The sequence below is a fragment of the Pseudomonas helleri genome, from assembly GCF_001043025.1.
Classification (GTDB): domain Bacteria; phylum Pseudomonadota; class Gammaproteobacteria; order Pseudomonadales; family Pseudomonadaceae; genus Aquipseudomonas; species Aquipseudomonas helleri.
The window spans coordinates 67,043-89,865 of record NZ_JYLD01000010.1; the positions used below are offsets into that span (position 1 = coordinate 67,043).

26 protein-coding genes are annotated in these 22,823 nt (G+C 59.3%); 16 read left to right on the top strand and 10 right to left on the bottom strand.

The window, feature by feature from the left end; translation table 11 throughout:
* Window positions 1-20 precede the first annotated feature (20 nt).
* Window positions 21-437 (bottom strand): NINE protein, encoded by a 417-nt coding sequence (locus tag TU84_RS16855; protein ID WP_048370954.1) that lies wholly within the window; start codon window positions 435-437, stop codon window positions 21-23.
* Between the two features lie 252 nt (window positions 438-689).
* Here TU84_RS16855 and TU84_RS16860 point away from each other — a divergent pair, with 252 nt between their 5' ends.
* Window positions 690-1,337, top strand: a complete 648-nt coding sequence (locus tag TU84_RS16860) for a C40 family peptidase (RefSeq protein ID WP_048370955.1) — start codon at window positions 690-692, stop codon at window positions 1,335-1,337.
* 100 nt (window positions 1,338-1,437) lie between these two features.
* On the opposite strand, the gene TU84_RS16865 is transcribed toward TU84_RS16860, so the two are convergent.
* Window positions 1,438-2,430 carry a type IV pilus twitching motility protein PilT gene (locus TU84_RS16865; protein WP_048370956.1) on the bottom strand — a complete coding sequence of 331 codons (993 nt, stop codon included), beginning with the start codon at window positions 2,428-2,430 and terminating at the stop codon, window positions 1,438-1,440.
* A gap of 57 nt (window positions 2,431-2,487) precedes the next feature.
* Between TU84_RS16865 and TU84_RS16870 the strand changes: the two genes are divergently transcribed.
* The 10 genes from TU84_RS16870 (at window position 2,488) to TU84_RS16915 (ending at window position 10,164) form a co-directional block, all read left to right on the top strand.
* The gene (locus TU84_RS16870) at window positions 2,488-3,174 is read left to right on the top strand and encodes a YggS family pyridoxal phosphate-dependent enzyme (RefSeq protein WP_048370958.1); all 687 of its coding nucleotides are present in this window, start codon (window positions 2,488-2,490) and stop codon (window positions 3,172-3,174) included.
* A gap of 31 nt (window positions 3,175-3,205) precedes the next feature.
* Window positions 3,206-4,024, top strand: a complete 819-nt coding sequence (proC, locus tag TU84_RS16875; RefSeq protein ID WP_048370961.1) for a pyrroline-5-carboxylate reductase — start codon at window positions 3,206-3,208, stop codon at window positions 4,022-4,024.
* Window positions 4,025-4,035: 11 nt separating this feature from the next.
* Entirely contained in the window at window positions 4,036-4,623 is a 588-nt protein-coding gene (locus TU84_RS16880) for a YggT family protein (RefSeq protein ID WP_048370963.1), read from the top strand.
* A 152-nt stretch (window positions 4,624-4,775) separates the two neighbouring features.
* Entirely contained in the window at window positions 4,776-5,915 is a 1,140-nt protein-coding gene (metX, locus tag TU84_RS16885) for a homoserine O-succinyltransferase MetX (protein WP_048370965.1), read from the top strand.
* A 7-nt stretch (window positions 5,916-5,922) separates the two neighbouring features.
* Entirely contained in the window at window positions 5,923-6,543 is a 621-nt protein-coding gene (metW, locus tag TU84_RS16890) for a methionine biosynthesis protein MetW (RefSeq protein WP_048370967.1), read from the top strand.
* A 25-nt stretch (window positions 6,544-6,568) separates the two neighbouring features.
* A complete protein-coding gene (locus TU84_RS16895) occupies window positions 6,569-6,991 on the top strand; it encodes a DUF4426 domain-containing protein (RefSeq protein WP_048370974.1) in 423 nt (140 codons plus the stop codon).
* The gene (rdgB, locus tag TU84_RS16900) at window positions 6,988-7,584 is read left to right on the top strand and encodes an RdgB/HAM1 family non-canonical purine NTP pyrophosphatase (protein WP_048370975.1); all 597 of its coding nucleotides are present in this window, start codon (window positions 6,988-6,990) and stop codon (window positions 7,582-7,584) included. Before TU84_RS16895 ends, rdgB begins: the two co-directional genes overlap by 4 nt.
* Window positions 7,581-8,795, top strand: coding sequence for a radical SAM family heme chaperone HemW (gene hemW / locus TU84_RS16905; protein WP_048370976.1), 1,215 nt, complete (start codon window positions 7,581-7,583; stop codon window positions 8,793-8,795). The genes rdgB and hemW overlap by 4 nt, the downstream gene beginning before the upstream one ends.
* Window positions 8,796-8,804: 9 nt before the next feature.
* Window positions 8,805-9,131, top strand: a complete 327-nt coding sequence (locus tag TU84_RS16910; RefSeq protein WP_019409176.1) for a DUF3392 domain-containing protein — start codon at window positions 8,805-8,807, stop codon at window positions 9,129-9,131.
* Window positions 9,132-9,330: 199 nt separating this feature from the next.
* Window positions 9,331-10,164 (top strand): DMT family transporter, encoded by an 834-nt coding sequence (locus tag TU84_RS16915; RefSeq protein WP_048370977.1) that lies wholly within the window; start codon window positions 9,331-9,333, stop codon window positions 10,162-10,164.
* 44 nt (window positions 10,165-10,208) lie between these two features.
* On the opposite strand, the gene trmB is transcribed toward TU84_RS16915, so the two are convergent.
* The 4 genes from trmB to TU84_RS16935 form a co-directional block, all read right to left on the bottom strand.
* The gene (gene trmB / locus TU84_RS16920; RefSeq protein WP_048370979.1) at window positions 10,209-10,931 is read right to left on the bottom strand and encodes a tRNA (guanosine(46)-N7)-methyltransferase TrmB; all 723 of its coding nucleotides are present in this window, start codon (window positions 10,929-10,931) and stop codon (window positions 10,209-10,211) included.
* A gap of 9 nt (window positions 10,932-10,940) precedes the next feature.
* Window positions 10,941-11,735 carry a thiazole synthase gene (locus TU84_RS16925; RefSeq protein WP_048370981.1) on the bottom strand — a complete coding sequence of 265 codons (795 nt, stop codon included), beginning with the start codon at window positions 11,733-11,735 and terminating at the stop codon, window positions 10,941-10,943.
* 57 nt (window positions 11,736-11,792) lie between these two features.
* The gene (gene thiS / locus TU84_RS16930; protein ID WP_048371198.1) at window positions 11,793-11,993 is read right to left on the bottom strand and encodes a sulfur carrier protein ThiS; all 201 of its coding nucleotides are present in this window, start codon (window positions 11,991-11,993) and stop codon (window positions 11,793-11,795) included.
* Between the two features lie 80 nt (window positions 11,994-12,073).
* Window positions 12,074-12,445 carry a DUF423 domain-containing protein gene (locus tag TU84_RS16935; RefSeq protein WP_048370985.1) on the bottom strand — a complete coding sequence of 124 codons (372 nt, stop codon included), beginning with the start codon at window positions 12,443-12,445 and terminating at the stop codon, window positions 12,074-12,076.
* A 44-nt stretch (window positions 12,446-12,489) separates the two neighbouring features.
* Between TU84_RS16935 and mtgA the strand changes: the two genes are divergently transcribed.
* Window positions 12,490-13,248 (top strand): monofunctional biosynthetic peptidoglycan transglycosylase, encoded by a 759-nt coding sequence (gene mtgA, locus TU84_RS16940; protein WP_082148745.1) that lies wholly within the window; start codon window positions 12,490-12,492, stop codon window positions 13,246-13,248.
* A 227-nt stretch (window positions 13,249-13,475) separates the two neighbouring features.
* Here mtgA and rpoH read toward each other — a convergent pair whose 3' ends face one another.
* The 4 genes from rpoH to ftsY all read right to left on the bottom strand — a co-directional run bounded on the left by rpoH (window position 13,476) and on the right by ftsY (window position 17,554).
* Complete coding sequence (gene rpoH / locus TU84_RS16945; protein ID WP_048370987.1) at window positions 13,476-14,330, bottom strand: RNA polymerase sigma factor RpoH; 855 nt, start codon at window positions 14,328-14,330, stop codon at window positions 13,476-13,478.
* A gap of 112 nt (window positions 14,331-14,442) precedes the next feature.
* Window positions 14,443-15,468 carry a permease-like cell division protein FtsX gene (ftsX, locus tag TU84_RS16950; RefSeq protein ID WP_048370988.1) on the bottom strand — a complete coding sequence of 342 codons (1,026 nt, stop codon included), beginning with the start codon at window positions 15,466-15,468 and terminating at the stop codon, window positions 14,443-14,445.
* On the bottom strand, window positions 15,465-16,136 hold the full coding sequence (ftsE, locus tag TU84_RS16955; protein ID WP_048370989.1) for a cell division ATP-binding protein FtsE: 672 nt from the start codon (window positions 16,134-16,136) through the stop codon (window positions 15,465-15,467). The genes ftsX and ftsE overlap by 4 nt, the downstream gene beginning before the upstream one ends.
* Window positions 16,133-17,554: a signal recognition particle-docking protein FtsY gene (ftsY, locus tag TU84_RS16960; protein WP_048370990.1), complete on the bottom strand. Its 1,422-nt coding sequence runs from the start codon at window positions 17,552-17,554 to the stop codon at window positions 16,133-16,135. Before ftsY ends, ftsE begins: the two co-directional genes overlap by 4 nt.
* 356 nt (window positions 17,555-17,910) lie before the next feature.
* Between ftsY and TU84_RS16965 the strand changes: the two genes are divergently transcribed.
* The 4 genes from TU84_RS16965 (at window position 17,911) to TU84_RS16980 (ending at window position 22,791) form a co-directional block, all read left to right on the top strand.
* Window positions 17,911-19,266, top strand: coding sequence for a M16 family metallopeptidase (locus tag TU84_RS16965; protein ID WP_048370991.1), 1,356 nt, complete (start codon window positions 17,911-17,913; stop codon window positions 19,264-19,266).
* Entirely contained in the window at window positions 19,259-20,749 is a 1,491-nt protein-coding gene (locus TU84_RS16970; RefSeq protein ID WP_048370992.1) for a M16 family metallopeptidase, read from the top strand. Before TU84_RS16965 ends, TU84_RS16970 begins: the two co-directional genes overlap by 8 nt.
* Window positions 20,749-21,357, top strand: a complete 609-nt coding sequence (gene rsmD, locus TU84_RS16975; protein WP_048370993.1) for a 16S rRNA (guanine(966)-N(2))-methyltransferase RsmD — start codon at window positions 20,749-20,751, stop codon at window positions 21,355-21,357. The genes TU84_RS16970 and rsmD overlap by 1 nt, the downstream gene beginning before the upstream one ends.
* 180 nt (window positions 21,358-21,537) lie before the next feature.
* Window positions 21,538-22,791 (top strand): M16 family metallopeptidase, encoded by a 1,254-nt coding sequence (locus TU84_RS16980; protein WP_048370995.1) that lies wholly within the window; start codon window positions 21,538-21,540, stop codon window positions 22,789-22,791.
* Window positions 22,792-22,823: the final 32 nt, after the last annotated feature.

Sequence of the window (22,823 nt, forward strand, 5' to 3'; positions counted from 1 at the left end):
CTACAGGTTTTGACGTTGGCTTAACGACGATCAGCGTTCTCAATCGAGATCTGGTCGTTCAAGGTCCAGAAGTCATACAGCACGCCAATCAGGAAAAAACCGCCCGTCAGCAGGTAGAGGATCCCGGTGATCCACTTGCCCATGTACATGCGGTGCACGCCAAACACTCCCAGGAACGTCAGCAGGATCCACGCCACGTTGTAGTCTGTGCTCCCCGCGGTAAACCGCAGGTCGGCTTCACGGTCCATGCTCGGGATCAGGAACAAGTCGATCAGCCAGCCGATCCCCAACAAACCAAACGTGAAAAACCAGATCGTCCCGGTCACCGGCTTGCCGTAATAGAAGCGGTGCGCCCCCAGAAAACCAAAAATCCAGAGCAAATAACCCAGCACCTTGCTGTGGGTATCGTGCTGTGTTGCGTCTCGATAGCCGCTCATAAATGCCCTCTTTGCCAGTGATAGAAAAAATTTCTGATTTTTTTTGTGACTTTTTTACTGTCTCGCAACAGGTAAAAGTGTCTTACAAAAAATGGCTCAAAGCCTTGTACTACCTGACCTGTACCGTTTTCCTGTGACAATTTGCCACTGTCCTACGCCCTTTTGACCCTGAAGTCGAGTCGACAAACGGCCTGAGAAAGGACAAAAAAGCTGTTATAAAGTTTCGCGCTAATAACCATTGAGCCCTGCCGAATGCGTCCTTTATTCAAGACATGGCTAACCATTTGCCTTTTAATGCCACTGGCCGCCCACGCCACCAACCGTGAGCAACATCTTCCGTCCGGCTTCACTGGCTACACCGCAAAGTCATCTGCGAGTGCGCCTTATGTTGCCACTAACAGCAAAACCAAGGCTGTATCACGCCCAACAGCGAGTAAAGCCCACCGCAAGGCCCCCGGCAAAATTGCCACTGCTTCTTTGGCTGCCGCCAACAAGCAAAGCAGTGCCGTACTGAGCCGCGCCGTGAATGTGTTGGGTACTCCTTATCGTTGGGGCGGTAGCAGCCCAAGTAAAGGGTTTGATTGCAGCGGTTTGGTGAAATATGCGTTTAACGACGTAAAAGCCGTTAATTTGCCGCGCAGTTCCAGCGAAATGGCCAGCGGCCATGGGCAAAAAGTGGAACGCAAGGATTTGAAGCCCGGCGACTTGCTGTTTTTCAACATCAAGAGCCGCACGGTCAACCACGTCGCCATTTATCTGGGCAACGACCGGTTTATCCACGCGCCGCGTCGCGGCAAGTCGGTGACCATCGACACCCTGAAAAAGCCTTACTGGCAGAGCCACTACGTGGTCGCCAAGCGTGTGTTGCCTAAAGAGACCCTGCGGGTCGCTCAGCGCTAAACCCTGTGGGAGCGGGCTTGCTCGCGATGCGGACAACGCGGTTTATCTGTTAACCGCATTGATCCAATCGCGAGCAAGCCCGCTCCCACAAGGGTTGGCGCTAATCTATCAAGCCGTTTTCCTTCAGCCGCTTCAGGCTCATCTCCAGTGTCTGCATCCCTGCAGCCGCGCCGGTCTGGATCGCCGAGACCATCTGCGCCACTTTGTTTTCCCGGATCAGGTTACGAATCGCAGGCGTAGCCAGCATGATTTCGTGCGCCGCGACCCGGCCTCCGCCTACCCGCTTGACCAATGTTTGCGCAATCACCCCTTGCAGTGACTCAGACAGCATCGTGCGCACCATGGCCTTTTCATCGGCGGCGAACACGTCAATGATGCGGTCGACGGCTTTGGCTGCTGATGCGGTGTGCAGTGTGGCCAGCACCAAGTGCCCGGTTTCTGCTGCCGTCAGCGCCAGGCGGATGGTCTCCAGGTCGCGCAGTTCTCCGAGCATGATCACGTCCGGGTCTTCACGCAGCGCCGCCCGTAGCGCCGCCGCCACGCTGTGGGTGTCGCGGTGCACTTCGCGCTGGTTGATCAGGCACTGGCGGGGCGCGTGCAGGTACTCAATCGGGTCTTCGATGGTAAGGATGTGCTGTTGGCGGGTTGCGTTGATGTGATCAATCATTGCGGCCAGGGTGGTGCTCTTGCCCGAGCCCGTCGCGCCGGTAACCAGTACCAGCCCCTGTGACAGGCCGCAGAGCCCTTTAAACACCTCACCCAGCCCAAGCCCTTCCAGGCTGGGGACTTGCGCCGTAATGCTGCGAAACACCGCCCCGGCTCCACGCTGCTGCTCAAAGGCATTGACCCGAAAGCGTCCCAGTCCGGGCACTGCGTATGAAAAATCAGCTTCGTGGGCGGATTCAAAGGCTGAACGCTGTGCGCTATTCATCACGCTGTGGATAAGTTCACGCACCGCGGCCGGGGTCAGCACCGGCAGGTCGCTACGTTGTATTTCTCCGTCCACCCGCAGCATGGGCGCCACGCCCGCTGACAGGTGCAGGTCTGATGCCCCGTGTTTGACGCTGAACGCCAACAGGTCGGCGATATCCATACCCCCTCCCAATTCCAGTAGAATGCCGCAGACTTTTCCAACGGCGGGCTTAATTGAATGTCCACGATAGCAGGCAACATTGCTCAGGTTGAGGCGCGTATCCGTGCAGCGGCAGAGGCTGTGCAACGTGATGTAACGAGCATTCACTTACTCGCGGTCAGCAAGACCAAACCCGCAGCCGCCTTGCGCGAGGCGTACGCCGCCGGCATTCGCGATTTTGGCGAGAATTATCTGCAAGAGGCCCGTGCCAAGCAGGTCGAATTAACCGACCTGCCCTTGAGTTGGCACTTCATCGGCCCCATTCAATCGAACAAGACGCGTGAGATCGCCGAGCATTTTGCGTGGGTGCATTCCGTAGACCGCTTGAAGATTGCCCAGCGCCTCTCGGAACAACGCCCGGCCGACTTGCCGCCGCTCAATATCTGCATTCAGGTCAATGTCAGCGGTGAGGCCAGCAAGTCAGGCTGCACGCCCGAGGACCTGCCAGCCCTGGCGGCGGCAATCCAGGCGTTGCCACGTTTGACGTTGCGCGGTTTGATGGCGATTCCGGAACCCACCGAGGTGCGCGCCGAGCAAGACGTCGCGTTTGCCAAGGTACGATCATTGCAACAAAGCCTGAACATGGGGCTCGATACACTCTCCATGGGCATGAGCCACGACCTGGAGTCGGCCATTGCCCAAGGCGCGACGTGGGTGCGTATCGGCACCGCGTTGTTTGGCGCCCGCGATTACGGCCAGGCTTGAGACACTCGCCCAACTTTTATAAGGATCGGTTATGAGCAAAACGCGTATTGCCTTTATCGGGGCCGGCAACATGGCTTCCAGCCTGATCGGCGGCCTGCGGGCCAAAGGGCTGGATGCTGCACAGATCCGCGCCTGCGATCCCGGCGCCGAGACCCGGGCCAAGGTCGCGGCCGAGCACGGCATTGAGGTATTCGCCGACAACGCGCAGGCCGTGCAAGACGCTGACGTGATTGTGATTGCGGTCAAACCGCAAGCCATGAAAGCCGTGTGCCTGGACCTGCGCCCGCACCTCAAGCCGCATCAATTGTTGGTGTCGGTAGCCGCCGGCATCACCAGCGCCAGCCTGCTGAACTGGGTCGGCGCACAGCCGCTGGTTCGCTGCATGCCGAACACTCCGGCCTTGCTGGGCAAGGGCGTGAGCGGCCTGTTCGCCACTGACTCGGTGACCGCCGAACAGCGTCAGCAAGCCGACGAGCTGCTGTCTGCCGTGGGCATCGTGGTATGGGTCGACACTGAAGCACAGATCGACGCCGTGACCGCCGTGTCGGGCAGCGGCCCGGCGTATTTCTTCCTGCTGATCGAAGCCATGACCGCCGCTGGCGTCAAGCTCGGCCTGCCCCGTGAAGTGGCCGAGCAACTGGCGCAACACACCTCGCTGGGGGCTGCCCACATGGCCGTGTCCAGCGGCATCGACGCGGCTGAGCTGCGCCGCCGGGTGACTTCGCCCGCGGGCACCACCGAAGCGGCGATCAAGTCGTTCCAGGCAGACGGCTTTGAAGCCATCGTCGAAAAAGCATTGAGTGCCGCCGCGCACCGCTCGGCCGAAATGGCCGAACAATTAGGTCAATAAAGGAGCACATGATGTCTGGACTTAATGGCGCTGCCATTTTTGTGATTCAAACCCTGGGTAGCCTCTACCTGCTGATCGTGCTGCTGCGTTTTATCCTGCAACTGGTCCGCGCCAACTTCTACAACCCGCTGTGCCAGTTCACCGTGCGCGCCACGCAACCGCTGCTCAAGCCGATGCGCCGGGTGATCCCGAGCCTGTTCGGGCTGGACATGTCATCGCTGGTGCTGGCCATTCTGGTGCAGATGGTGATCTTCGCCGTGGTCCTGACGCTGAGCTACATGTCCTTCAACATCCTCGGGCTGCTGGCCTGGGCGCTGATTGGCGTGTTTACGCTGTTTTTGAAGGTGTTCTTCTTCGCCATCATCATCAGCGTGATCCTCTCGTGGGTTGCACCGGGCGGCGCCAGCCCGGCCGCTGAGCTGGTTAACCAGATCACCGAGCCCGCCCTGGCTCCGTTCCGCCGTATGCTGCCGAGCATGGGCGGCCTGGATATCTCGCCGATTCTGGCGTTCATGGTCATCCAGTTGCTGCAAAGCTATGTCATCCCGCCTTTGGCGATGTACGTCGGCATGCCGGTCGTGCTGTTCGGCCTGATCTAACGAAAAAACCTGTAGGAGCGAGCTTGCCTCGCGATCTTTTAAAACATCAAAAGATCGCGAGACAAGCTCGCTCCTACAGAGGTTTGAGCATTGCTTGCCGCTCTGCCCCCCGCTCATTAGACTTACGCCTCATTTGAATGAGAGCAGGGTCAATGCCAGCTGCCTTTCCCCCCGATTCCGTTGGTCTGGTCGTGCCGCAAATCGCGCACTTCAGCGAACCGCTGGCGTTAGCCTGTGGCCGTTCACTGCCTGCCTATGATCTGATTTACGAAACCTATGGCCAGCTCAATGCCACGGCCAGCAATGCCGTGCTGATCTGCCACGCGCTTTCCGGGCATCACCATGCCGCCGGTTACCACAGTGCCGACGAGCGCAAGCCCGGCTGGTGGGACAGCTGCATCGGCCCCGGCAAGCCGATCGACACCAACAAGTTCTTCGTGGTCAGCCTCAACAACCTCGGCGGCTGTAATGGCTCTACCGGCCCGAGCAGCCTCAACCCGGAAACCGGCCGCCCGTTTGGTGCTGATTTCCCGGTGCTGACCGTGGAAGACTGGGTGCACAGCCAGGCCCGTCTGGCCGACCGTTTGGGCATCAACCAGTGGGCCGCCGTAATCGGTGGCAGCCTGGGCGGCATGCAGGCGTTGCAGTGGAGCATCAGCTACCCGGATCGCCTGCGCCATTGCCTGGCCATTGCTTCGGCGCCCAAATTATCCGCGCAGAACATCGCGTTCAACGAAGTGGCGCGTCAGGCCATCCTCACCGACCCTGAGTTCCACGGCGGCTCGTTCCAGGAGCAAGGCGTGATCCCCAAGCGTGGCCTGATGCTGGCGCGCATGGTCGGGCACATCACTTACCTGTCCGATGACTCCATGGGCGAAAAATTCGGCCGTGGCCTGAAAAACGAAAACCTCAACTACGACTTCCACAGCGTCGAGTTCCAGGTAGAAAGCTACCTGCGCTATCAGGGCGAGGAGTTTTCCGGGCGTTTCGACGCCAATACCTACCTGTTGATGACCAAAGCGCTGGACTACTTCGACCCGGCCGCCAACTTCAACGACGACCTGGCCAAAACCTTTGCCGGGGCCAAGGCACGCTTTTGCGTGATGTCGTTCACCACCGACTGGCGCTTCTCGCCGGCACGCTCGCGTGAGCTGGTGGATGCGCTGATGGCGGCGAAAAAAGACGTTTGCTACCTCGAGATCGATGCACCGCAGGGCCATGACGCCTTCCTGATTCCGATCCCGCGCTACCTGCAAGCCTTCAGCAATTACATGAACCGAATAGACCTGTGAGAACGCCATGAGAGCCGACCTGGAAATCATCCAAGACTGGATCCCCGCTGGCAGCCGCGTACTCGACCTCGGTTGTGGTGATGGCGAACTGCTGAGCTGGCTGCGCGACAACAAGCAAGTCACCGGCTACGGCCTGGAAAACGACCCGGACAACATTGCCGAGTGCGTGGCCAAAGGCATCAACGTGATCGAGCAAGACCTGGACAAAGGGCTGGGCAACTTTGCCAGCAACAGCTTTGACATCGTGGTCATGACCCAGGCGCTGCAAGCGGTGCACTACCCTGACCGGATCCTCGACGAGATGCTGCGCGTCGGCCGCCAGTGCATCATCACCTTCCCGAACTTCGGTCACTGGCGTTGCCGCTGGTATCTGGCCAGCAAAGGTCGCATGCCTGTTTCCGAATTTCTGCCGTACACCTGGTACAACACGCCGAACATTCACTTCTGCACCTTCGAAGACTTTGAAGAGCTGTGCCGTGAGCGCGAAGCCCGCGTGATCAACCGCCTTGCTGTAGATCAACAACACCGGCACGGATGGGCGAGTAAGTTATGGCCTAACCTGTTGGGTGAGATTGGCATTTACCGTGTCAGCAGTCCTGGCCTGCAGGATCATCAAATCGCGGTTTAAATCAGGGTTCACAAGGAGAAGGGCTATGGGTCGGATTGGATTACTGCTGCTGTCGATGTGCTTCGCCGTTCAGGCGATGGCTGCGGGGGCCACCCAGGTGGGCGGCACCGTGGTGAACTACAACGCCTTCATGACCAACTTCCTGAGCCCTGAGATCACCGCCAGGTACGGCCTGCAACGCAGTGACCAACTGGGTGCGCTGAACTTCAACCTGTCCAAAGATGATCAAAAAATAGCCAGCACGATCAAGGGCACTTACCGCGAAACTGGTGATAAAAAAGCTAAACCGCTCACCTTCAAACAGGTGATCAATGACCAGGGGGCGATTGATTACTTCGCCCAGTTCCCGGTCCAGCCCGCTAAAGTCTATGTGTTCGCCATTGAGCTTAAGGTCAACGGCGAAACCAAAGACATCGAATTTTCCCAAGAGGTCGCTCCGCTCCAATGATTAACCTTACGCAACTGGTTTTGGCTAGCCACAACGCCGGCAAACTCAAAGAACTTCAGGCCATGCTCGGCGAGTCGGTGCAGTTGCGCTCGATTGGAGAATTCAGCAGCGTTGAGCCGGATGAAACCGGCTTGTCGTTCGTTGAAAACGCGATTCTTAAAGCGCGCAACGCGGCACGTATCTCGGGCTTGCCGGCACTGGCAGACGACTCGGGGCTGGCGGTGGACTTTCTCGGGGGCGCACCGGGCATTTACTCGGCCCGTTATGCCGACGGCAAAGGCGATGCGGCGAACAACGCCAAGCTGCTCGACGCCTTGAAAGACGTGCCAGAAGCCGAGCGCGGCGCGCAATTTGTGTGCGTGCTGGCGCTGGTACGCCACGCTGACGACCCGCTGCCAATTATCTGCGAAGGCTTGTGGCACGGCCGCATCCTGCACGCGGCCAGCGGCGAGCACGGTTTTGGTTACGACCCGCTGTTTTGGGTGCCGGAGCGCAACTGCTCCAGCGCTGAACTCAGCCCGGCCGAGAAAAACCAGTTGAGCCACCGCGCCCGCGCCATGGACTTGCTGCGTCAGCGTTTGGGCCTGAAATGACCCATGACACCCCTTCACAGCCGCTCTATCTGGGTGCGGCTGGCTTTACTCAGCAGGCGCCGCGCGCGCCGCTGACGCAACTGCCACCCCTGTCGCTGTACATCCATATTCCGTGGTGCGTGCGCAAATGCCCGTACTGCGACTTCAACTCGCACACTGCAAGCCCGGTGCTGCCCGAAGAAGAATACGTCGACGCGCTGCTGGCCGACCTCGATCAAGACCTGCACGCGGTCTATGGCCGCGAGCTGAGCTCGATCTTTTTTGGCGGCGGCACGCCGAGCCTGTTCAGCGCCCAGGCGCTGGGCCGCTTGCTCAAGGGGGTCGAAGCGCGCATCCCGTTTGCCAGCGACATCGAAATAACCCTCGAAGCCAACCCCGGCACGTTTGAGCAAGAAAAGTTTGTGGCCTACCGCCAACTGGGGATCAATCGCCTGTCGATTGGCATCCAGAGTTTTCAGCAAGAAAAACTCCAGGCGCTGGGCCGTATCCACAACGGTGACGAAGCCGTGCGCGCCGCCGGGATGGCGCGTCAGGCGGGCTTTGATAACTTCAACCTCGACTTGATGCACGGTTTGCCCGATCAGAGCCTGGAGGACGCCCTGAGCGACTTGCGCCAGGCCATTGCCCTCAAACCGACACACCTGTCGTGGTATCAACTGACGCTGGAACCCAACACGGTGTTCTGGAACAAGCCGCCTGATTTGCCCGAAGACGACACCTTGTGGGACATCCAGGAAGCGGGCCAGGCGTTGCTCGCCGAACACGGCTACGCCCAATACGAAGTGTCGGCCTACGCCCAGCCAGGTCGCCCGGCGCGGCACAACCTGAACTACTGGAGCTTTGGCGACTTTATCGGTATTGGCGCTGGCGCTCATGGGAAATTGAGCCATCCTGATGGCCGAATCGTCCGCACCTGGAAGACCCGTCTTCCAAAGGACTACCTCAATCCAGCCAAAAACTTTCAAGCCGGTGAGAAAACCCTGACAGCGGAAGAGCTACCGTTTGAGTTTCTAATGAACGCCTTGCGTCTGACCGACGGCGTCGACTCATCGCTCTACCCGCAGCGCACCGGTTTACCTCTTGAGAGTTTGAACGAGGGACGGCAGGCGGCAGAACAAAGCGGCTTATTGCAGGTCGAACCGACACGCTTGGCGGCGACCGCCCGAGGGCAGTTGTTTCTCAACGACTTGTTACAGCACTTTCTGATCTAAGGAACGCGAATGGACTTGGTACTTGACCTGCTTGCCACCGTGTCACGCTGGAGCCGCAGCCATCTCTCCGAGATATCCCTGGCCCTGATTGGCTGCCTGCTGGTGCTGTTTGGTGCGGACTTTAAAGGGTGGGTTGAACAGCGTCTGGGCAGCATCGCCGGTGCCTTGCGCGTTCCCTTGATGGCCCTGCTGTGCCTGATCGGCAGCGGCGCGGCCCTGATCTACGCCACCCCATGGGTTGAGCGCGGCCTGAGCCAATTCAACAACTACAGCCTTGCGCCGGTGTTGTTGGTAGTACTGGTGTTGATCGGCGTAGTCGCAGATCGCCGCGGATAACCCCGCCCCCCCTGTAGGAGCGAGCTTGCCTCGCGATCTTTTGATCTTTTAAAAGATCGCGAGGCAAGCTCGCTCCTACAGAGGATTGCGTTTTTTACGCCAACTTCTCGAACTTCAAATCCCACACGCCATGGCCAAAGTTAAAGAGCACTACTGAACAGACAAACTTCCGTAATTTACGCAGTCACGGGCTTTAGTTATGTCACTGACGGTATTTGAAATAGTCCTCGTAGCCGCCGTTCTACACGCGTCATGGAACGCCATTGTTAAAGCTGGCAAGAACACGGTATTAACCATGGTGCTGGTGACCGCTTCAGCGGCGCTATGGGCTGTTGTTTTACTGCCTGTTCTTCCTTCCCCAAGCCCAGAAAGCTGGCCCTATATTGCGCTGTCTGCAGCACTGCAAATCGCATATTTTGCACTGGTCGCAAGAATCTATCGCATTGCAGACATGAGCCAAACTTATCCAATAATGCGCGGTGCGGCACCGCTTATTGTTGCTCTCGCCGGTACCCTTTTCCTCGACGAAACCTTGTCCAACCCTGCCTGGCTGGGTGTCTGTATTATCTGTTCGGGTATTTTAATAATGCTCTGGAGCGGGGGGCAAAAGAGTCGGGAAGGTTTAATACTCGCGCTATTAAACGCTTTGGTTATTAGCGGCTACACATTAGTCGATGGTATTGGCGTACGGTTATCCGCAGCACCAGCGTCTTACACGCTCTGGATATTTCTGATTACTGGCGCATCTATTGGCTGCTGGGCAACACTCACTCAATGGTCGCAGACGCGTCACTATCTGCGGCTCAATTGGCACTTGGGTGCTGTCGGAGGTCTTGGCACTCTGGTTTCTTATGGGCTGGCCTTATATGCAATGACTCAGGCCCCCGTAGCCGTCGTGGCCGCGCTGCGTGAAACATCAATTTTGTTCTCAGCCGTCATCTCATGGCTGATTCTGAAAGAACACATCACGGTCGTACGTTGCGTGTCCGTATGCGTGATTGCAATCGGGGCAATCACGTTACGTCTGGCTTAGAAACCGGCCTCCAAGCAGGGGGAGACCGGCACTTTAATAAATACTTACGCCAACTTCTCGAACTTCAAATCCCACACGCCATGGCCAAGACGTTCGCCACGGCGTTCGAATTTGGTCACCGGGCGCTCGGCCGGGCGTGGGACGCACTGGCCGTCTTCGGCCAGGTTGCGGTAACCCGGCGCGACGTTCATGACTTCCAGCATGTACTCGGCATACGGTTCCCAGTCGGTCGCCATGTGCAGCACGCCACCCACTTTCAGCTTGGAACGCACCAGTTCGGCAAACGATGCCTGGACGATGCGGCGCTTGTGGTGACGGCTCTTGTGCCATGGGTCCGGGAAGAACAGCAGCAGGCGGTCGAGGCTGTTGTCAGCCACGCAGCGGGTCAGGACTTCGATCGCGTCGCAGTCGTAAACCCGCAGGTTGGTCAGGCCTTGGGTCAGCACGCCGTTAAGCAGCGCGCCCACACCCGGACGGTGAACCTCGACGCCGATGAAGTCTTGCTCAGGCGAAGCCGCCGCCATTTCCAGCAGGGAGTGACCCATGCCGAAGCCGATTTCCAAGGTGCGCGGGGCCGAGCGACCAAACACCTGGTCGTAATCGACCGGCGCATCGGCCAGCGGCAGCACGTACAGCGGCGCGCCTTGATCCAGGCCGCGTTGCTGGCCTTCGGTCATGCGCCCGGCACGCATCACAAAGCTCTTGATGCGGCGGTGCTGGCGGTCGTCGCCTTCTTCCAGGGTTGGGGTGTCGAGTGATTCAGTCATCAGTGGCTCTTACTTGATCAGACCATCCAGCGGCGAGGAGGCGCTGGCATAGAGTTTTTTCGGCATGCGCCCGGCCAGATACGCCAGACGGCCCGCCACAATGGCGTGCTTCATGGCTTCGGCCATGATGATTGGATGCTGGGCGTTGGCGATGGCTGAGTTCATCAGCACGGCTTCGCAGCCCATTTCCATGGCGATGGTGGCGTCGGAGGCAGTGCCTACGCCCGCGTCCACCAGCACCGGGATTTTCGCTTCTTCCAGAATGATCCGCAGGTTGTACGGGTTGCAGATGCCCAACCCCGTGCCGATCAGGCCCGCCAGCGGCATGACCGCGATGCAGCCCATGGCTTCAAGCTCGCGGGCGATGATCGGGTCATCGCTGGTGTACACCATCACGTCAAAACCGTCCTTGACCAGCACTTCGGCGGCCTTGAGGGTTTCGATCACGTTCGGGAACAGGGTTTTCTGGTCTGCCAGCACTTCAAGTTTGACCAGGTTGTGGCCGTCGAGCAGCTCACGGGCCAGTCGGCAGGTTCGCACGGCTTCAACCGCGTCGTAGCACCCGGCGGTGTTCGGCAGGATGGTGTAGCGATCTGGCGGCAACACGTCGAGCAGGTTCGGCTCGCCGGGGTTTTGCCCGATGTTGGTACGACGCACAGCGACGGTGACGATTTCTGCGCCCGAGGCTTCGATGGCCAGGCGGGTTTCTTCCAGGTCACGGTATTTGCCGGTGCCTACCAGCAAACGCGACTGGTACGTACGGCCGGCCAACACGAAAGGCTTGTCGCTGCGAACATTGCTCATCGGGAATCCTCTTCTGATTGTGTGCACTGTGGACAGGAGTGAAGCGGGGCCAGGTGACTAGCCGCCACCGATGGCATGAACCACTTCGACCTGATCGCCTTCTTTGAGCACCGTTTCGCCATGCTGGCTGCGCGGCACGATGTCCAGGTTAAGCTCGACGGCGACACGACGGCCTGTCAGTTCCTGGAGGGCCAACAAGCCAGCGACGGTCTCGCCGTCCGGCAGTTCAAAGGATTCACCGTTCAACTGAATGTGCATGCGCGACGCTGCCATCATTTTTAGGGGTCAGCATTCTAGCCCGATCAGTCAGGGCGACCCAAGCCATTCGTCCTACAGACTTAACTAACGCGCCAGGCGGCCAGCCCCAGGCATAACCAGCCCGCCAAAAAGCCGAGGCCACCGATGGGGGTAATCATCCCCAGCTTGCTGATGCCGGTCATTGTCAGCACGTACAAACTGCCGGAGAACAGCACAATGCCCAGCGCAAAACAGATACCGGCCCACGTCACCAGCCGGCTTTGCAGTTGCGTTGCCAGCAGCGCGACGCCGATCAAGGCCAGAGCGTGGACCAGTTGATAGGTCACGCCGGTATGAAAAATAGCCAGGTATTGCTCACTCAGGCGGCCTTTCAGGCCATGGGCCGCGAATGCGCCGAGGGCAACGCCGGTAAAGCCAAAGAAGGCGGCCAACATCAGGAAAACACGCAACATGGTTCACTCCCTTCAGGGTCATCGAATAGCGCAGGGTCTGTATAATGGCCCGCTCAACGGGTTCGGCCAAGCCATCTATGCTGCGTAATCTTCTACATCGCGTCCTTAAAGCCCTGCTGTGGTTTGCAGCGGGCAGTGCGTTGCTGGTGCTGATTTTCCGCTGGGTGCCGCCGCCGGGCACCGCGCTGATGGTCGAGCGCAAGGTTGAATCGTGGTTCGACGGCCAGCCCATTGACCTGCAACGCAGCTGGCGGCCCTGGGATGACATCTCCAACGAGCTGAAAGTCGCGGTGATTGCCGGCGAAGATCAGAAATTCGCCGAGCACTGGGGCTTTGACTTCAGCGCGATCAGGGCGGCGTTCGTGCATAACGAAAAGGGCGGCACCGTGCGCGGCGCCAGCACGCTGAGCCAGCAGGTGTCGAAAAACCTGTTTTTGTGGTCGGGCCGCAGTTGGCTACGCAAAGGGCTCGAAGCCTGGTTTACCGGGTTGATTGAGCTGTTGTGGCCCAAGCAGCGGATCCTTGAGGTGTACCTCAATAGCGCCGAATGGGATGAAGGGGTGTTTGGCGCACAGGCCGCGGCACAGCATCACTTTGGCGTCGACGCCAAAAACCTCTCGCGCCAGCAGGCCAGCCAGCTGGCCGCCGTATTGCCCAACCCGCGTAACTGGAGCGCCAGCCACCCGACGCCCTACGTGGCCAGCCGCGCTGCCTGGATTCGCCAGCAAATGCGCCAATTGGGCGGCGACAATTACCTCACCACCCTGAACACCTCCCGCAGCGACAAGCCCTGGGCGGAGTAAACCAACTGGAACTGCCGCATCGTCTTCGACGCCGCGCCGTCGCGCAGCAAACAGGCTACCGACTATCTCTAGCATCCCCCAATCGGTTCCCTCTCCTTCGGGAGAGGCGTGGTGAGAGGCGTCTTAGATCAAGATCAAAAGATCGCGAGGCAAGCTCGCTCCTACAGGGTATTTGCCCACAAACAAAAACGCCCCGATCAGATCGGGGCGTTTTTTTGACAGTCGCGTTAAGCGGCGATCGAGAGTTTGAGCTTGTTCATCGCGCTTTTTTCCAGCTGACGAATACGCTCTGCAGACACGTTGTACTTTTGCGCCAGGTCGTGCAGCGTGGCTTTCTCTTCAGCCAACCAGCGCTGATACAGAATGTCACGGCTACGGTCGTCCAACACTTCCAGCGCTTCGTGCAGGTTGGTGTTGGAGTTGTCGGTCCAGTCAGCATCTTCCAGTTGACGCGCCGGGTCGTACCGGTGGTCTTCCAGGTAGTTGGCTGGCGACTGGAATGCACTGTCGTCGTCAGCTTCTGCTGCCGGATCAAAGGCCATGTCCTGACCGGTCAGGCGGCTTTCCATTTCGCGCACTTCGCGAGGCTCTACGCCCAGGCTTTCAGCCACGCGATGGACCTCTTCGTTGTTCAGCCAGGCCAGACGTTTTTTCTGGCTGCGCAGGTTGAAGAACAGTTTGCGCTGGGCCTTGGTGGTCGCGACTTTCACGATCCGCCAGTTACGCAGAATGAACTCGTGGATCTCTGCCTTGATCCAGTGCACGGCGAACGACACCAGACGCACACCCATTTCGGGGTTAAAGCGTTTGACCGCCTTCATCAGGCCGACGTTACCTTCCTGGATCAGGTCTGCCTGAGCCAGGCCATAACCCGAGTAACTACGGGCAATGTGTACAACAAAACGCAGGTGGGCGAGCACCATCTGCCGAGCCGCCCCCAAATCCTGCTCATAGTAGAGACTCTCGGCCAGTTCACGCTCCTGCTCAGGTGTCAGCAGTGGAATGCTGTTCACCGTGTTGACATAGGCCTCCAGGTTCGCACCGGGGACCAACGCATACGCAGGTTGCAAAGAAGTGGTCATACGAATAAACCTCCGTCTCACATAACTCGTGCAGTTCAGCACTGCGAAAGTTGACCGGAAACTGTTAAAAAAGTTCCGAAAAAAGCTGAAAAGGTCAACATGTATAAAGCAATTACTTAGGCGAAAGCTCACGTAAGTGACGTGCGACTGCAATCCATGCACCGATATACCCTAACAGCACCGCGCCAAGCAATAGCGACAGACCATCGGCTACCGGCACTCCGGCCAGCGCAAAATCGCTGCCATACAATCCCGCCAGCCCGACAACCGCGTCGTTGAGCCAGTTCAAACCGAATGCCAACACCCCCCAGGAAAGAATCCCGGCGCCAAACCCGTAAAGCGCGCCCATGTACAGAAACGGCCTACGCACGTAGCTGTCTGTACCACCGACCAGCTTGATCACTTCAATTTCGATCCGACGGTTCTCGATGTGCAGACGAATGGTGTTACCGATCACCAGCAGCAACGCCGAGACCAGCAAAACGGTCAAACCGAACACAAAACGGTCACCCAGCTTGAGGATCGCCGCCAAGCGTTCGACCCAGACTAGATCAAGTTGCGCCTGTTGCACTTTCGGCAACTCGGAAAGTCGTTCGCGCAGGGCTTCAAGGGTGGCTTTATCGACCTCATTGGGGGTCACCAGCACCACGCCCGGCAACGGGTTGTCCGGCAGCTCTTTGAGCGCTTCGCCCAAGCCAGACTGCTGCTGGAACTCATCCAGAGCCTTTTCGCGGCTGATGAATTCAGCGTCCGCGACCCCCGGCATACCTTTTATCTGATTGCTTAATTGTTCGCCCTGCGAGTTGCTGGCATCCATTTGCAGGTACAGCGAAATTTGCGCAGCGCGCTGCCATGAACCGCCCAGGCGCTCGACGTTGTTCAGCAACAGCGACAAGCCCATCGGCAAGCTCAGGGCGACGGCCATCACCAAACAGGTAAAAAAGCTGCCAATCGGCTGCTTGCCCAAGCGGCGCAAGCTGTCCAGCAGACTGGCGCGGTGCGACTCGACCCAGGCGTGGAACAACATCCCAAAGCTGGGGCCGTCGTCTTCGTCGTGTTTTTTCTTTTTCGGCGGCTGTGGATCGGCCGCCTTGGGTGCCACACGCTCGGACACCTTGGAACTGCGAGTGGCACTCATTGCCCGGCCTCCCCGTCGCCAATCAATCGGCCACGCTGCAAGGTCAGCATGCGGTGGCGCATGCGCGCGATCAGCGCCAGGTCGTGGCTGGCAATCAGTACGCTGGTGCCCAAACGGTTGATGTCTTCAAATACGCCCATAATTTCCGCCGCCAAACGCGGGTCGAGGTTGCCGGTAGGTTCATCTGCCAGCAGCAAGGCTGGACGATGGACGATGGCTCGGGCAATGCCGACGCGTTGTTGTTGGCCGGTGGACAAGTCGCCGGGGTACAGCTCGGCTTTGTCCGACAGCGACACGCGGTCCAGCGCGGAGTCCACGCGCTTGGCGATTTCCGGCTTGGACAAGCCCAGAATCTGCAACGGCAGCGCGACGTTGTTGAACACCGTGCGATCAAACAGCAACTGGTGGTTCTGGAAGACCACGCCGATCTGGCGACGCAAAAAAGGAATCTGCGCGTTGCTGATCTGGCTCAGGTCCTGGCCCGCCAGCAGCAATTTGCCGCTGGTAGGGCGCTCCATCGCCAGCAACAGCCGCAGCAGCGTGCTTTTGCCCGCGCCGGAGTGGCCGGTGACAAACAGAAACTCGCCGCGACGGACCCGGAAGCTCAGCTCGTGCAGGCCCACGTGTCCATTTGGATAGCGTTTACCGACCTGCTCGAAACGAATCATGGACGCTCCCGCTCCGCAAACAGAGCCTGAACAAAAGGTTCGGACTCAAAGGTACGCAAATCATCGATGCCTTCACCGACGCCGATAAAGCGGATCGGGATATTGAACTGCTTGGCCAGGGCGAAGATCACCCCGCCTTTGGCCGTGCCGTCGAGCTTGGTCAGCGCCAGGCCGGTCAAGGCTACGGTCTGGTTAAACTGCTTGGCCTGGTTGATAGCGTTTTGCCCGGTGCCGGCGTCGAGCACCAGCAGCACTTCGTGCGGCGCCTCTTCGTCGAGCTTGCCGATCACCCGGCGGACTTTTTTCAGTTCTTCCATCAGGTTGTCTTTGGTGTGCAGACGACCGGCGGTGTCGGCGATCAACACGTCGATGCCCCGCGCCTTGGCAGCTTGCACCGCGTCAAAGATCACCGAGGCCGAGTCGGCGCCCGTGTGCTGGGCGATCACCGGGATGTGGTTACGCTCGCCCCAGACCTGCAACTGCTCGACCGCTGCGGCACGGAAGGTATCACCGGCCGCCAGCATGACTTTTTTGCCTTCCAGTTGCAGTTTTTTCGCCAGCTTGCCAATGGTGGTGGTTTTACCCGCACCGTTGACGCCGACCACCAAAATTACAAACGGCTTGTTGCGGGCTTCGATTTTCAGTGGCTGCTCAACCGGCTTGAGCATGGCGGCCAGCTCGTCCTGCAACGACTTGTACAGCGCGTCGGCGTCGGTCAGTTGCTTGCGCGCGACCTTCTGCGTCAGGTTTTTGATGATCACCGAGGTCGCTTCAACGCCCACGTCGGCCGTCAGCAAACGGGTTTCGATTTCGTCCAGCAGGTCGTCATCAATGACTTTTTTGCCGAGGAACAGGCTGGCCATGCCTTCGCCAATGCTGGCGCTGGTTTTGGACAAACCTTGTTTGAGGCGGGCAAAGAAACCAACTTTGGCTTCTGCCACAGGAGCAGGTGCAGGCGGCTGGACCACGGGCGCAGGTGCAGCCACCACGGCAACCGGAGCGGCAACAGGTGCTGGAGCTGGAGCTGGAGCAACCGGCTCAGGCTCAGGCAGGGTCTCAACCACCTCAAGCACCGGCTCAACGACTTCAACCACCGCAACCACAGGCTCTGGCTCTGGAATCGGCGGCACGATGTGCGGCGCTTCCACGTCTTCGACCAGGGCAACCGGCTCCTCGGGCACCGGCAACGGCGGCCATGGCTCAGGTTTGGCCGCTTCAACCACAGGGGCAGCGACCACTTCTGGCACGGGCTCGACCACCACCGGTGTGGCTTCGATCAACGGCTCGGGGGTGACTTCAGGCGCAGGCGCTGGCTGTTCAACGACGGTTTCCTGCGGTTTTCTGCGCAGCCATCCGAACAGGCCTTTCTTCTCGCCAGCCGCAGCTGGGTTCTTCTTGTCGTCGTTGGAACCAAACATGGAGGACGGCTATCTCATCGTAGCGACGCGCCACTGTGGCGCCCCGGCAAATAATATTCGGTGTGAAAAAGACTGTTTTTTTGTCAGCTCGTTCGCACACAGCTTATTCAGGGTGTAAAGAAACACCTCTATAACTTCGTCTTATCTCGGACATGGAACGGGAAATACGGCAAAAAAAGGAAATTTACCGGGATACCTCCACACTTCCAAGTCGGCTCCTATACTGCCCGATCACAGGTTGTCTGATCGTGGCGGGCTTGATAGGCGTGGCCGCCAGTAAAACGGATCAGTATCCTAGCACCTCCTCCCCCGCAGACGCTAAGGCCAAGCGGGCAGCCCAACAGGTTTAAAAACGAATGAATCATCTCGCCCGCTGCGCTGCTGGCCTGTTGCTCAGCACCGTTTTGCTCCCGCTATCGGCCTTTGCCGCCGATGCGCAACCCACCCATGAGTTCCGTCTGGACAATGGCCTTAAGGTCATCGTGCGCGAAGACCACCGCGCACCCGTGGTGGTCTCGCAGGTCTGGTACAAAGTCGGTTCCAGTTACGAGACGCCCGGCAAGACAGGCCTGTCCCACGCCCTTGAGCACATGATGTTCAAAGGCAGCAATAAAGTCGGACCCGGTGAAGCCTCGTTGATCCTGCGCGACCTCGGCGCCCAGGAAAACGCCTTCACCAGCGATGACTACACCGCGTATTACCAGGTGTTGGCCCGCGACCGCCTGGGCGTTGCCTTTGAGCTCGAAGCCGACCGTATGGCCAGCCTTCGCCTGCCGCCCGAAGAGTTCAAGCGCGAAATCGAGGTGATTAAAGAAGAACGTCGCCTGCGCACCGACGACCAGCCGATGAGCAAGGCGTACGAAATTTTCAGCGCCATGGCCTACCCGTCCAGCGGCTACCACACACCCACCATCGGCTGGATGGTTGACCTGGAGCGCATGAACGTTGCCGAACTGCGCGCCTGGTACGAAGAGTGGTACGCCCCCAACAACGCCACCCTGGTGGTGGTCGGCGACGTAACCCCGGATGAAGTCAAAGCCCTGGCCCAGCGCTACTTTGGCCCGGTGCCAAAACGTGACATCCCGATTGCCAAAGTGCCGCTTGAACTGGCCACGCCCGGCGAGCGCCTGCTCAAGATCAACGTGCAGACCCAACTGCCTAGCCTGATGATGGCTTTCAACGTGCCGAGTATCGCAACCGCCAAAGACCCGCTCAGCGCCAACGCGCTGCGCCTGATCGCGGCGCTGCTGGACGGCGGCTACAGCGCGCGCATGTCCTCGCAGCTTGAGCGCAAAGAGGAGTTGGTGTCGGGCGCCTCGTCCAACTACAACGCCTTCACCCGTGGCGACAGCCTGTTCCTGATTACAGCCATGCCTAACAGCCAGAAAAAAGTCACCCTGGCCCAGACGGAAGCCGGTGTATGGCGCCTGCTGGACGACCTGAAAAAGACCCCGCCGTCAGCCGAAGAACTCGAGCGTGTGCGCGCTCAAGTGATTGCCAACCTGGTGTACGAGCGCGACTCCATTACCTACCAGGCCACCTCGATTGGCCAACTGGAAACCGTCGGTCTGTCGTGGAAGCTGATGGACAGCGAACTGGCTGACCTGCAAAAAGTCACCCCGGCCGATATTCAGCAGGCCGCACGCACCTATTTCACTCGCGACCGTCTGAGCGTTGCGCACGTACTGCCCGAGGAGAAAACCCATGAGTGAGCGTAAAGGTCCACGCTTCGCCCTGCTGGCCCTGACCACGGCGGTTCTGGTGGGTGCACTCGGCTACTCCTTCATCAGCCCGAGCGAGTCGGTTGCCGGCCCAACCCTGGATTCGGCCAAAACCGAGCGCAAGCTTGAGTCTCTGGCAGAACTCGACGGCAAGGCGCCGACCAACCGCAAGCTGGACATCCAGACCTGGCAAACCGCCGAAGGCTCCAAAGTGCTGTTCGTCGAAGCCCGGGAACTGCCGATGTTCGACCTGAGCCTGACCTTCGCGGCGGGCAGCAGCCAGGATGGCAACACGCCTGGCATCGCCGTGCTGACCAACGCCATGCTTAACGAAGGCGTGGCCGGCAAAGACGTCAGCGCCATTGCCCAAGGCTTTGAAGGCCTCGGTGCAGCGTTTGGCAATGGCGCCTACCGCGACATGGCCATCACCTCGTTGCGCAGCCTGAGCGATAAAGACAAACGCACCCCTGCGCTCAATCTGTTTGCTGAAGTGGTGGGCAAACCGACGTTCCCGGCCGACTCGCTGGCGCGGATCAAAAACCAGCTGCTGGCCGGTTTTGAAGTCCAGAAGCAAAACCCCGGCAAACTGGCCAGCAACGAGCTGTTCAGCCGCCTGTACGGCAACCACCCGTACGCCCACCCGACAGATGGCTCTGCGCAAAGCATCTCGGCTATTACCCTCGACCAGATCAAGGCCTTCCACAACAAGACCTACACCGCAGGTAACGCGGTGATTGCGATTGTGGGTGACCTGTCCCGTGCCGAGGCCGAGGCCATGGCGTCGCAAGTGTCAGCAGCCCTGCCAAAAGGCCCGGCCGTGGCCAAGATCGCCGAGCCGGTTGAGCCCAAAGCAGGCGTCAACCACATCGAGTTCCCGTCCAAGCAGACCCACTTGCTGCTGGCCCAACTGGGCGTTGGCCGCGATGACCCTGACTACCCGGCGCTGGTGCTGGGCAACAAGGTTCTGGGTGGCGGTGGCTTCGGGACGCGCCTGATGACCGAAGTGCGTGAAAAACGCGGCCTGACCTACGGCGTGTACTCCAACTTCAGCCCGATGGAGGCCCGTGGCCCGTTCCAGATCAATCTGCAAACCCGTGCCGAATTGAGCGAGGGCACGCTCAAACTGGTCGAAGACATCCTGGCCGACTACCTGAAAAACGGCCCGACACAAAAAGAACTCGACGATGCCAAGCGTGAGTTTGCCGGCAGCTTCCCGCTGTCGACCGCCAGCAACGCCGCCATCGTCGGCCAACTGGGCGCGATAGGCTTCTATGACCTGCCGCTGGACCACCTGGAAAAACTCCGCGAGCAGTCCCAGAATCTGACCACCGAGCAAGTCAAGAACGCCATGAGCAAGCACTTGAGCGCCGACAAAATGGTCGTAGTGACCGCCGGCCCAACCGTGCCGCAAAAACCACTGCCACCTCCTACCGACAAACCTTCAGAGCAACCTCTTGGGGTTCCGGAGCATTAATGGCAAAGCCAAAAAACACATCGCACTCAGGTGCAGGTCAATTACGCATCATTGCCGGGGAATGGCGCAGTCGCAAACTCGACTTCCCCCATGTAGAAGGTCTGCGCCCAACGCCAGACCGTGTTCGTGAAACGCTGTTCAACTGGCTCGCGCCGTACATTCAGGGCGCCAGAGTACTGGACGTGTTCGCCGGCAGCGGCGCACTGTTCCTGGAGGCCCTGTCACGCGGTGCGGCCAAGGGCCTGGCCCTGGACAGCAACCGTGAGGCCATCTCCAACATCCGCGAAAACATGGGCATCTTGCGCTGCACCACCGGCCAGGTGCAGCAAACAGACGCCCTGCGTTACCTGGACGCGACCCCGAGCGATACCTTTGACGTGGTGTTCCTCGATCCACCGTTTAACAAAGAGCTGCTCAAGCCTGCCTGCGACCTGCTGGAGCAGCGCGGCTGGCTGACAGATGACGCCTGGATCTACACCGAAAGCGAGCTGCGCCCGTCCGAGTTGGGCTTGCCCGGCAACTGGCGTCTGCACCGCGAGCAAAAAGCCGGGGGCGTGAACTACGCCCTGTGGCAGCGCGATGCGGGTCAGGCACCGGCAGCGCAGTAACAACCGCTGATCTGTGCAATCGTTGCCGCGCATTACGGCAACGATTGCACACACCCTTGCTCTATCTATGTACCGCACCCCGCGCCCTGCGCCATTGCATTCTGTCCGTTCTCACTGATCATTCGCCCCGTGTGCCTCCGCACATCGGCTGGCGTGTTCAAAAACAACGGAATGTGAAACATGACCATTACTGCTGAAAAACCCACTCACGCCTACACACTGGATAACGGCCTGCAGGTGATCCTGCGCCAGGACAACCGTACGCCAGGCATCTGCGCCTCGCTGTTCCACAAGGCGGGCACCGACCATGAACACGCAAACCAGCGCGGGCTGGCGTACCTGGCCGGTGGCGCGACCTTCAAGGACAAAGACCTTGAGCGAAAAATCGGCGCCACTGCCAATGGCTGGATCGATTACCACCTCAGCGCCTACAGCCTCGAAGCACCCAGTGCCGAGCTTGCCACCGTGCTGCAATTGCTCGCTGCCCGAATGGAGCCTCAAACACTGTCCCGGGAGCGCCTCGATAAAGGCATTAAACACGCCTGCAAGCTCGAAGAAAGCGAACCGTACTTCAGCTCCGATTACTGGATTACCTCGACATTCGAGGAGCTGATTTTTCCCCAGGCACGCACCGTGTACAAATTCGGCAATGTCGACGACCTTGCACGCATCACGGTGGCCGACGTGCTGAGTTGGCATGAAGAAGGCTACGCACCCAACAACTCGATTCTGGTCATTGCAGGCGATATAGCGCTCGATGACGTCCAGCCGCTGATCCAGCACCTGTTTGCCGACCTCGCACCTTTCGAAGGTTTTGCCCCGGCAGAGCAGCCCGCACATTCGTTTACAGGCGAGGAACGCAGGCTGGTTCAACGTCTTGATACGCCACTGCCACGGCTGCAAATGGCCTTTAACACGCCAAGCCTCGCAACCCCGGGCGCCATCGGCGACATCCGCGCCCTGCAAGTGATCAGCGCCCTGCTGACCAGAGGCCCGCAGGCATGGCTGCCACTGCGTTTGTCTGAAGACAAGCACACGTTGTCCAGCGTGATCAGCCGTCTTCCGGCCTATCGCCGCAACGATGACCTCTTCCTGCTGGCGGCCACCCTGGGCGTAGACACCTCGCTGTCGGTGCAACAGGTAGAGCTGGAAATCAAACAACTGCTGGAATCACTCAAAACCCATGCACTGGATGCCGAGACCTTGAAGTACGGCCAACAGCAGGCCCTTGAAAGCCTGGAAGAACAAGACACCCTCGAAATACAAGCCTCGATCCTGGGCAACCTGGCCGCCATCGACCTGCCATGGACGCTGATCGACAGCGAAGCCGGGCAGATCCACAACGTCACGGCAGATGACATCCAGCGCGTGGCCAACAGCTACTTCAGCCCGGAGCGCCTGAGCGTCGCACACAGCCTGCCGCGCGAAGACTGATACCCGAATGCCCCAGGCGCGCTACGTATATA

Excerpts from the sequence above, each read along its gene's own strand:
- TU84_RS16855 (WP_048370954.1), bottom strand. The coding sequence starts at position 437 with ATGAGCGGCTATCGAGACGCAACACAGCACGATACCCACAGCAAGGTG.
- TU84_RS16860 (WP_048370955.1), top strand. The coding sequence starts at position 690 with ATGCGTCCTTTATTCAAGACATGGCTAACCATTTGCCTTTTAATGCCA.
- TU84_RS16865 (WP_048370956.1), bottom strand. The coding sequence starts at position 2,430 with ATGGATATCGCCGACCTGTTGGCGTTCAGCGTCAAACACGGGGCATCA.
- TU84_RS16870 (WP_048370958.1), top strand. The coding sequence starts at position 2,488 with ATGTCCACGATAGCAGGCAACATTGCTCAGGTTGAGGCGCGTATCCGT.
- proC (WP_048370961.1), top strand. The coding sequence starts at position 3,206 with ATGAGCAAAACGCGTATTGCCTTTATCGGGGCCGGCAACATGGCTTCC.
- TU84_RS16880 (WP_048370963.1), top strand. The coding sequence starts at position 4,036 with ATGTCTGGACTTAATGGCGCTGCCATTTTTGTGATTCAAACCCTGGGT.
- metX (WP_048370965.1), top strand. The coding sequence starts at position 4,776 with ATGCCAGCTGCCTTTCCCCCCGATTCCGTTGGTCTGGTCGTGCCGCAA.
- metW (WP_048370967.1), top strand. The coding sequence starts at position 5,923 with ATGAGAGCCGACCTGGAAATCATCCAAGACTGGATCCCCGCTGGCAGC.
- TU84_RS16895 (WP_048370974.1), top strand. The coding sequence starts at position 6,569 with ATGGGTCGGATTGGATTACTGCTGCTGTCGATGTGCTTCGCCGTTCAG.
- rdgB (WP_048370975.1), top strand. The coding sequence starts at position 6,988 with ATGATTAACCTTACGCAACTGGTTTTGGCTAGCCACAACGCCGGCAAA.
- hemW (WP_048370976.1), top strand. The coding sequence starts at position 7,581 with ATGACCCATGACACCCCTTCACAGCCGCTCTATCTGGGTGCGGCTGGC.
- TU84_RS16910 (WP_019409176.1), top strand. The coding sequence starts at position 8,805 with ATGGACTTGGTACTTGACCTGCTTGCCACCGTGTCACGCTGGAGCCGC.
- TU84_RS16915 (WP_048370977.1), top strand. The coding sequence starts at position 9,331 with ATGTCACTGACGGTATTTGAAATAGTCCTCGTAGCCGCCGTTCTACAC.
- trmB (WP_048370979.1), bottom strand. The coding sequence starts at position 10,931 with ATGACTGAATCACTCGACACCCCAACCCTGGAAGAAGGCGACGACCGC.
- TU84_RS16925 (WP_048370981.1), bottom strand. The coding sequence starts at position 11,735 with ATGAGCAATGTTCGCAGCGACAAGCCTTTCGTGTTGGCCGGCCGTACG.
- thiS (WP_048371198.1), bottom strand. The coding sequence starts at position 11,993 with ATGCACATTCAGTTGAACGGTGAATCCTTTGAACTGCCGGACGGCGAG.
- TU84_RS16935 (WP_048370985.1), bottom strand. The coding sequence starts at position 12,445 with ATGTTGCGTGTTTTCCTGATGTTGGCCGCCTTCTTTGGCTTTACCGGC.
- mtgA (WP_082148745.1), top strand. The coding sequence starts at position 12,490 with ATGGCCCGCTCAACGGGTTCGGCCAAGCCATCTATGCTGCGTAATCTT.
- rpoH (WP_048370987.1), bottom strand. The coding sequence starts at position 14,330 with ATGACCACTTCTTTGCAACCTGCGTATGCGTTGGTCCCCGGTGCGAAC.
- ftsX (WP_048370988.1), bottom strand. The coding sequence starts at position 15,468 with ATGAGTGCCACTCGCAGTTCCAAGGTGTCCGAGCGTGTGGCACCCAAG.
- ftsE (WP_048370989.1), bottom strand. The coding sequence starts at position 16,136 with ATGATTCGTTTCGAGCAGGTCGGTAAACGCTATCCAAATGGACACGTG.
- ftsY (WP_048370990.1), bottom strand. The coding sequence starts at position 17,554 with ATGTTTGGTTCCAACGACGACAAGAAGAACCCAGCTGCGGCTGGCGAG.
- TU84_RS16965 (WP_048370991.1), top strand. The coding sequence starts at position 17,911 with ATGAATCATCTCGCCCGCTGCGCTGCTGGCCTGTTGCTCAGCACCGTT.
- TU84_RS16970 (WP_048370992.1), top strand. The coding sequence starts at position 19,259 with ATGAGTGAGCGTAAAGGTCCACGCTTCGCCCTGCTGGCCCTGACCACG.
- rsmD (WP_048370993.1), top strand. The coding sequence starts at position 20,749 with ATGGCAAAGCCAAAAAACACATCGCACTCAGGTGCAGGTCAATTACGC.
- TU84_RS16980 (WP_048370995.1), top strand. The coding sequence starts at position 21,538 with ATGACCATTACTGCTGAAAAACCCACTCACGCCTACACACTGGATAAC.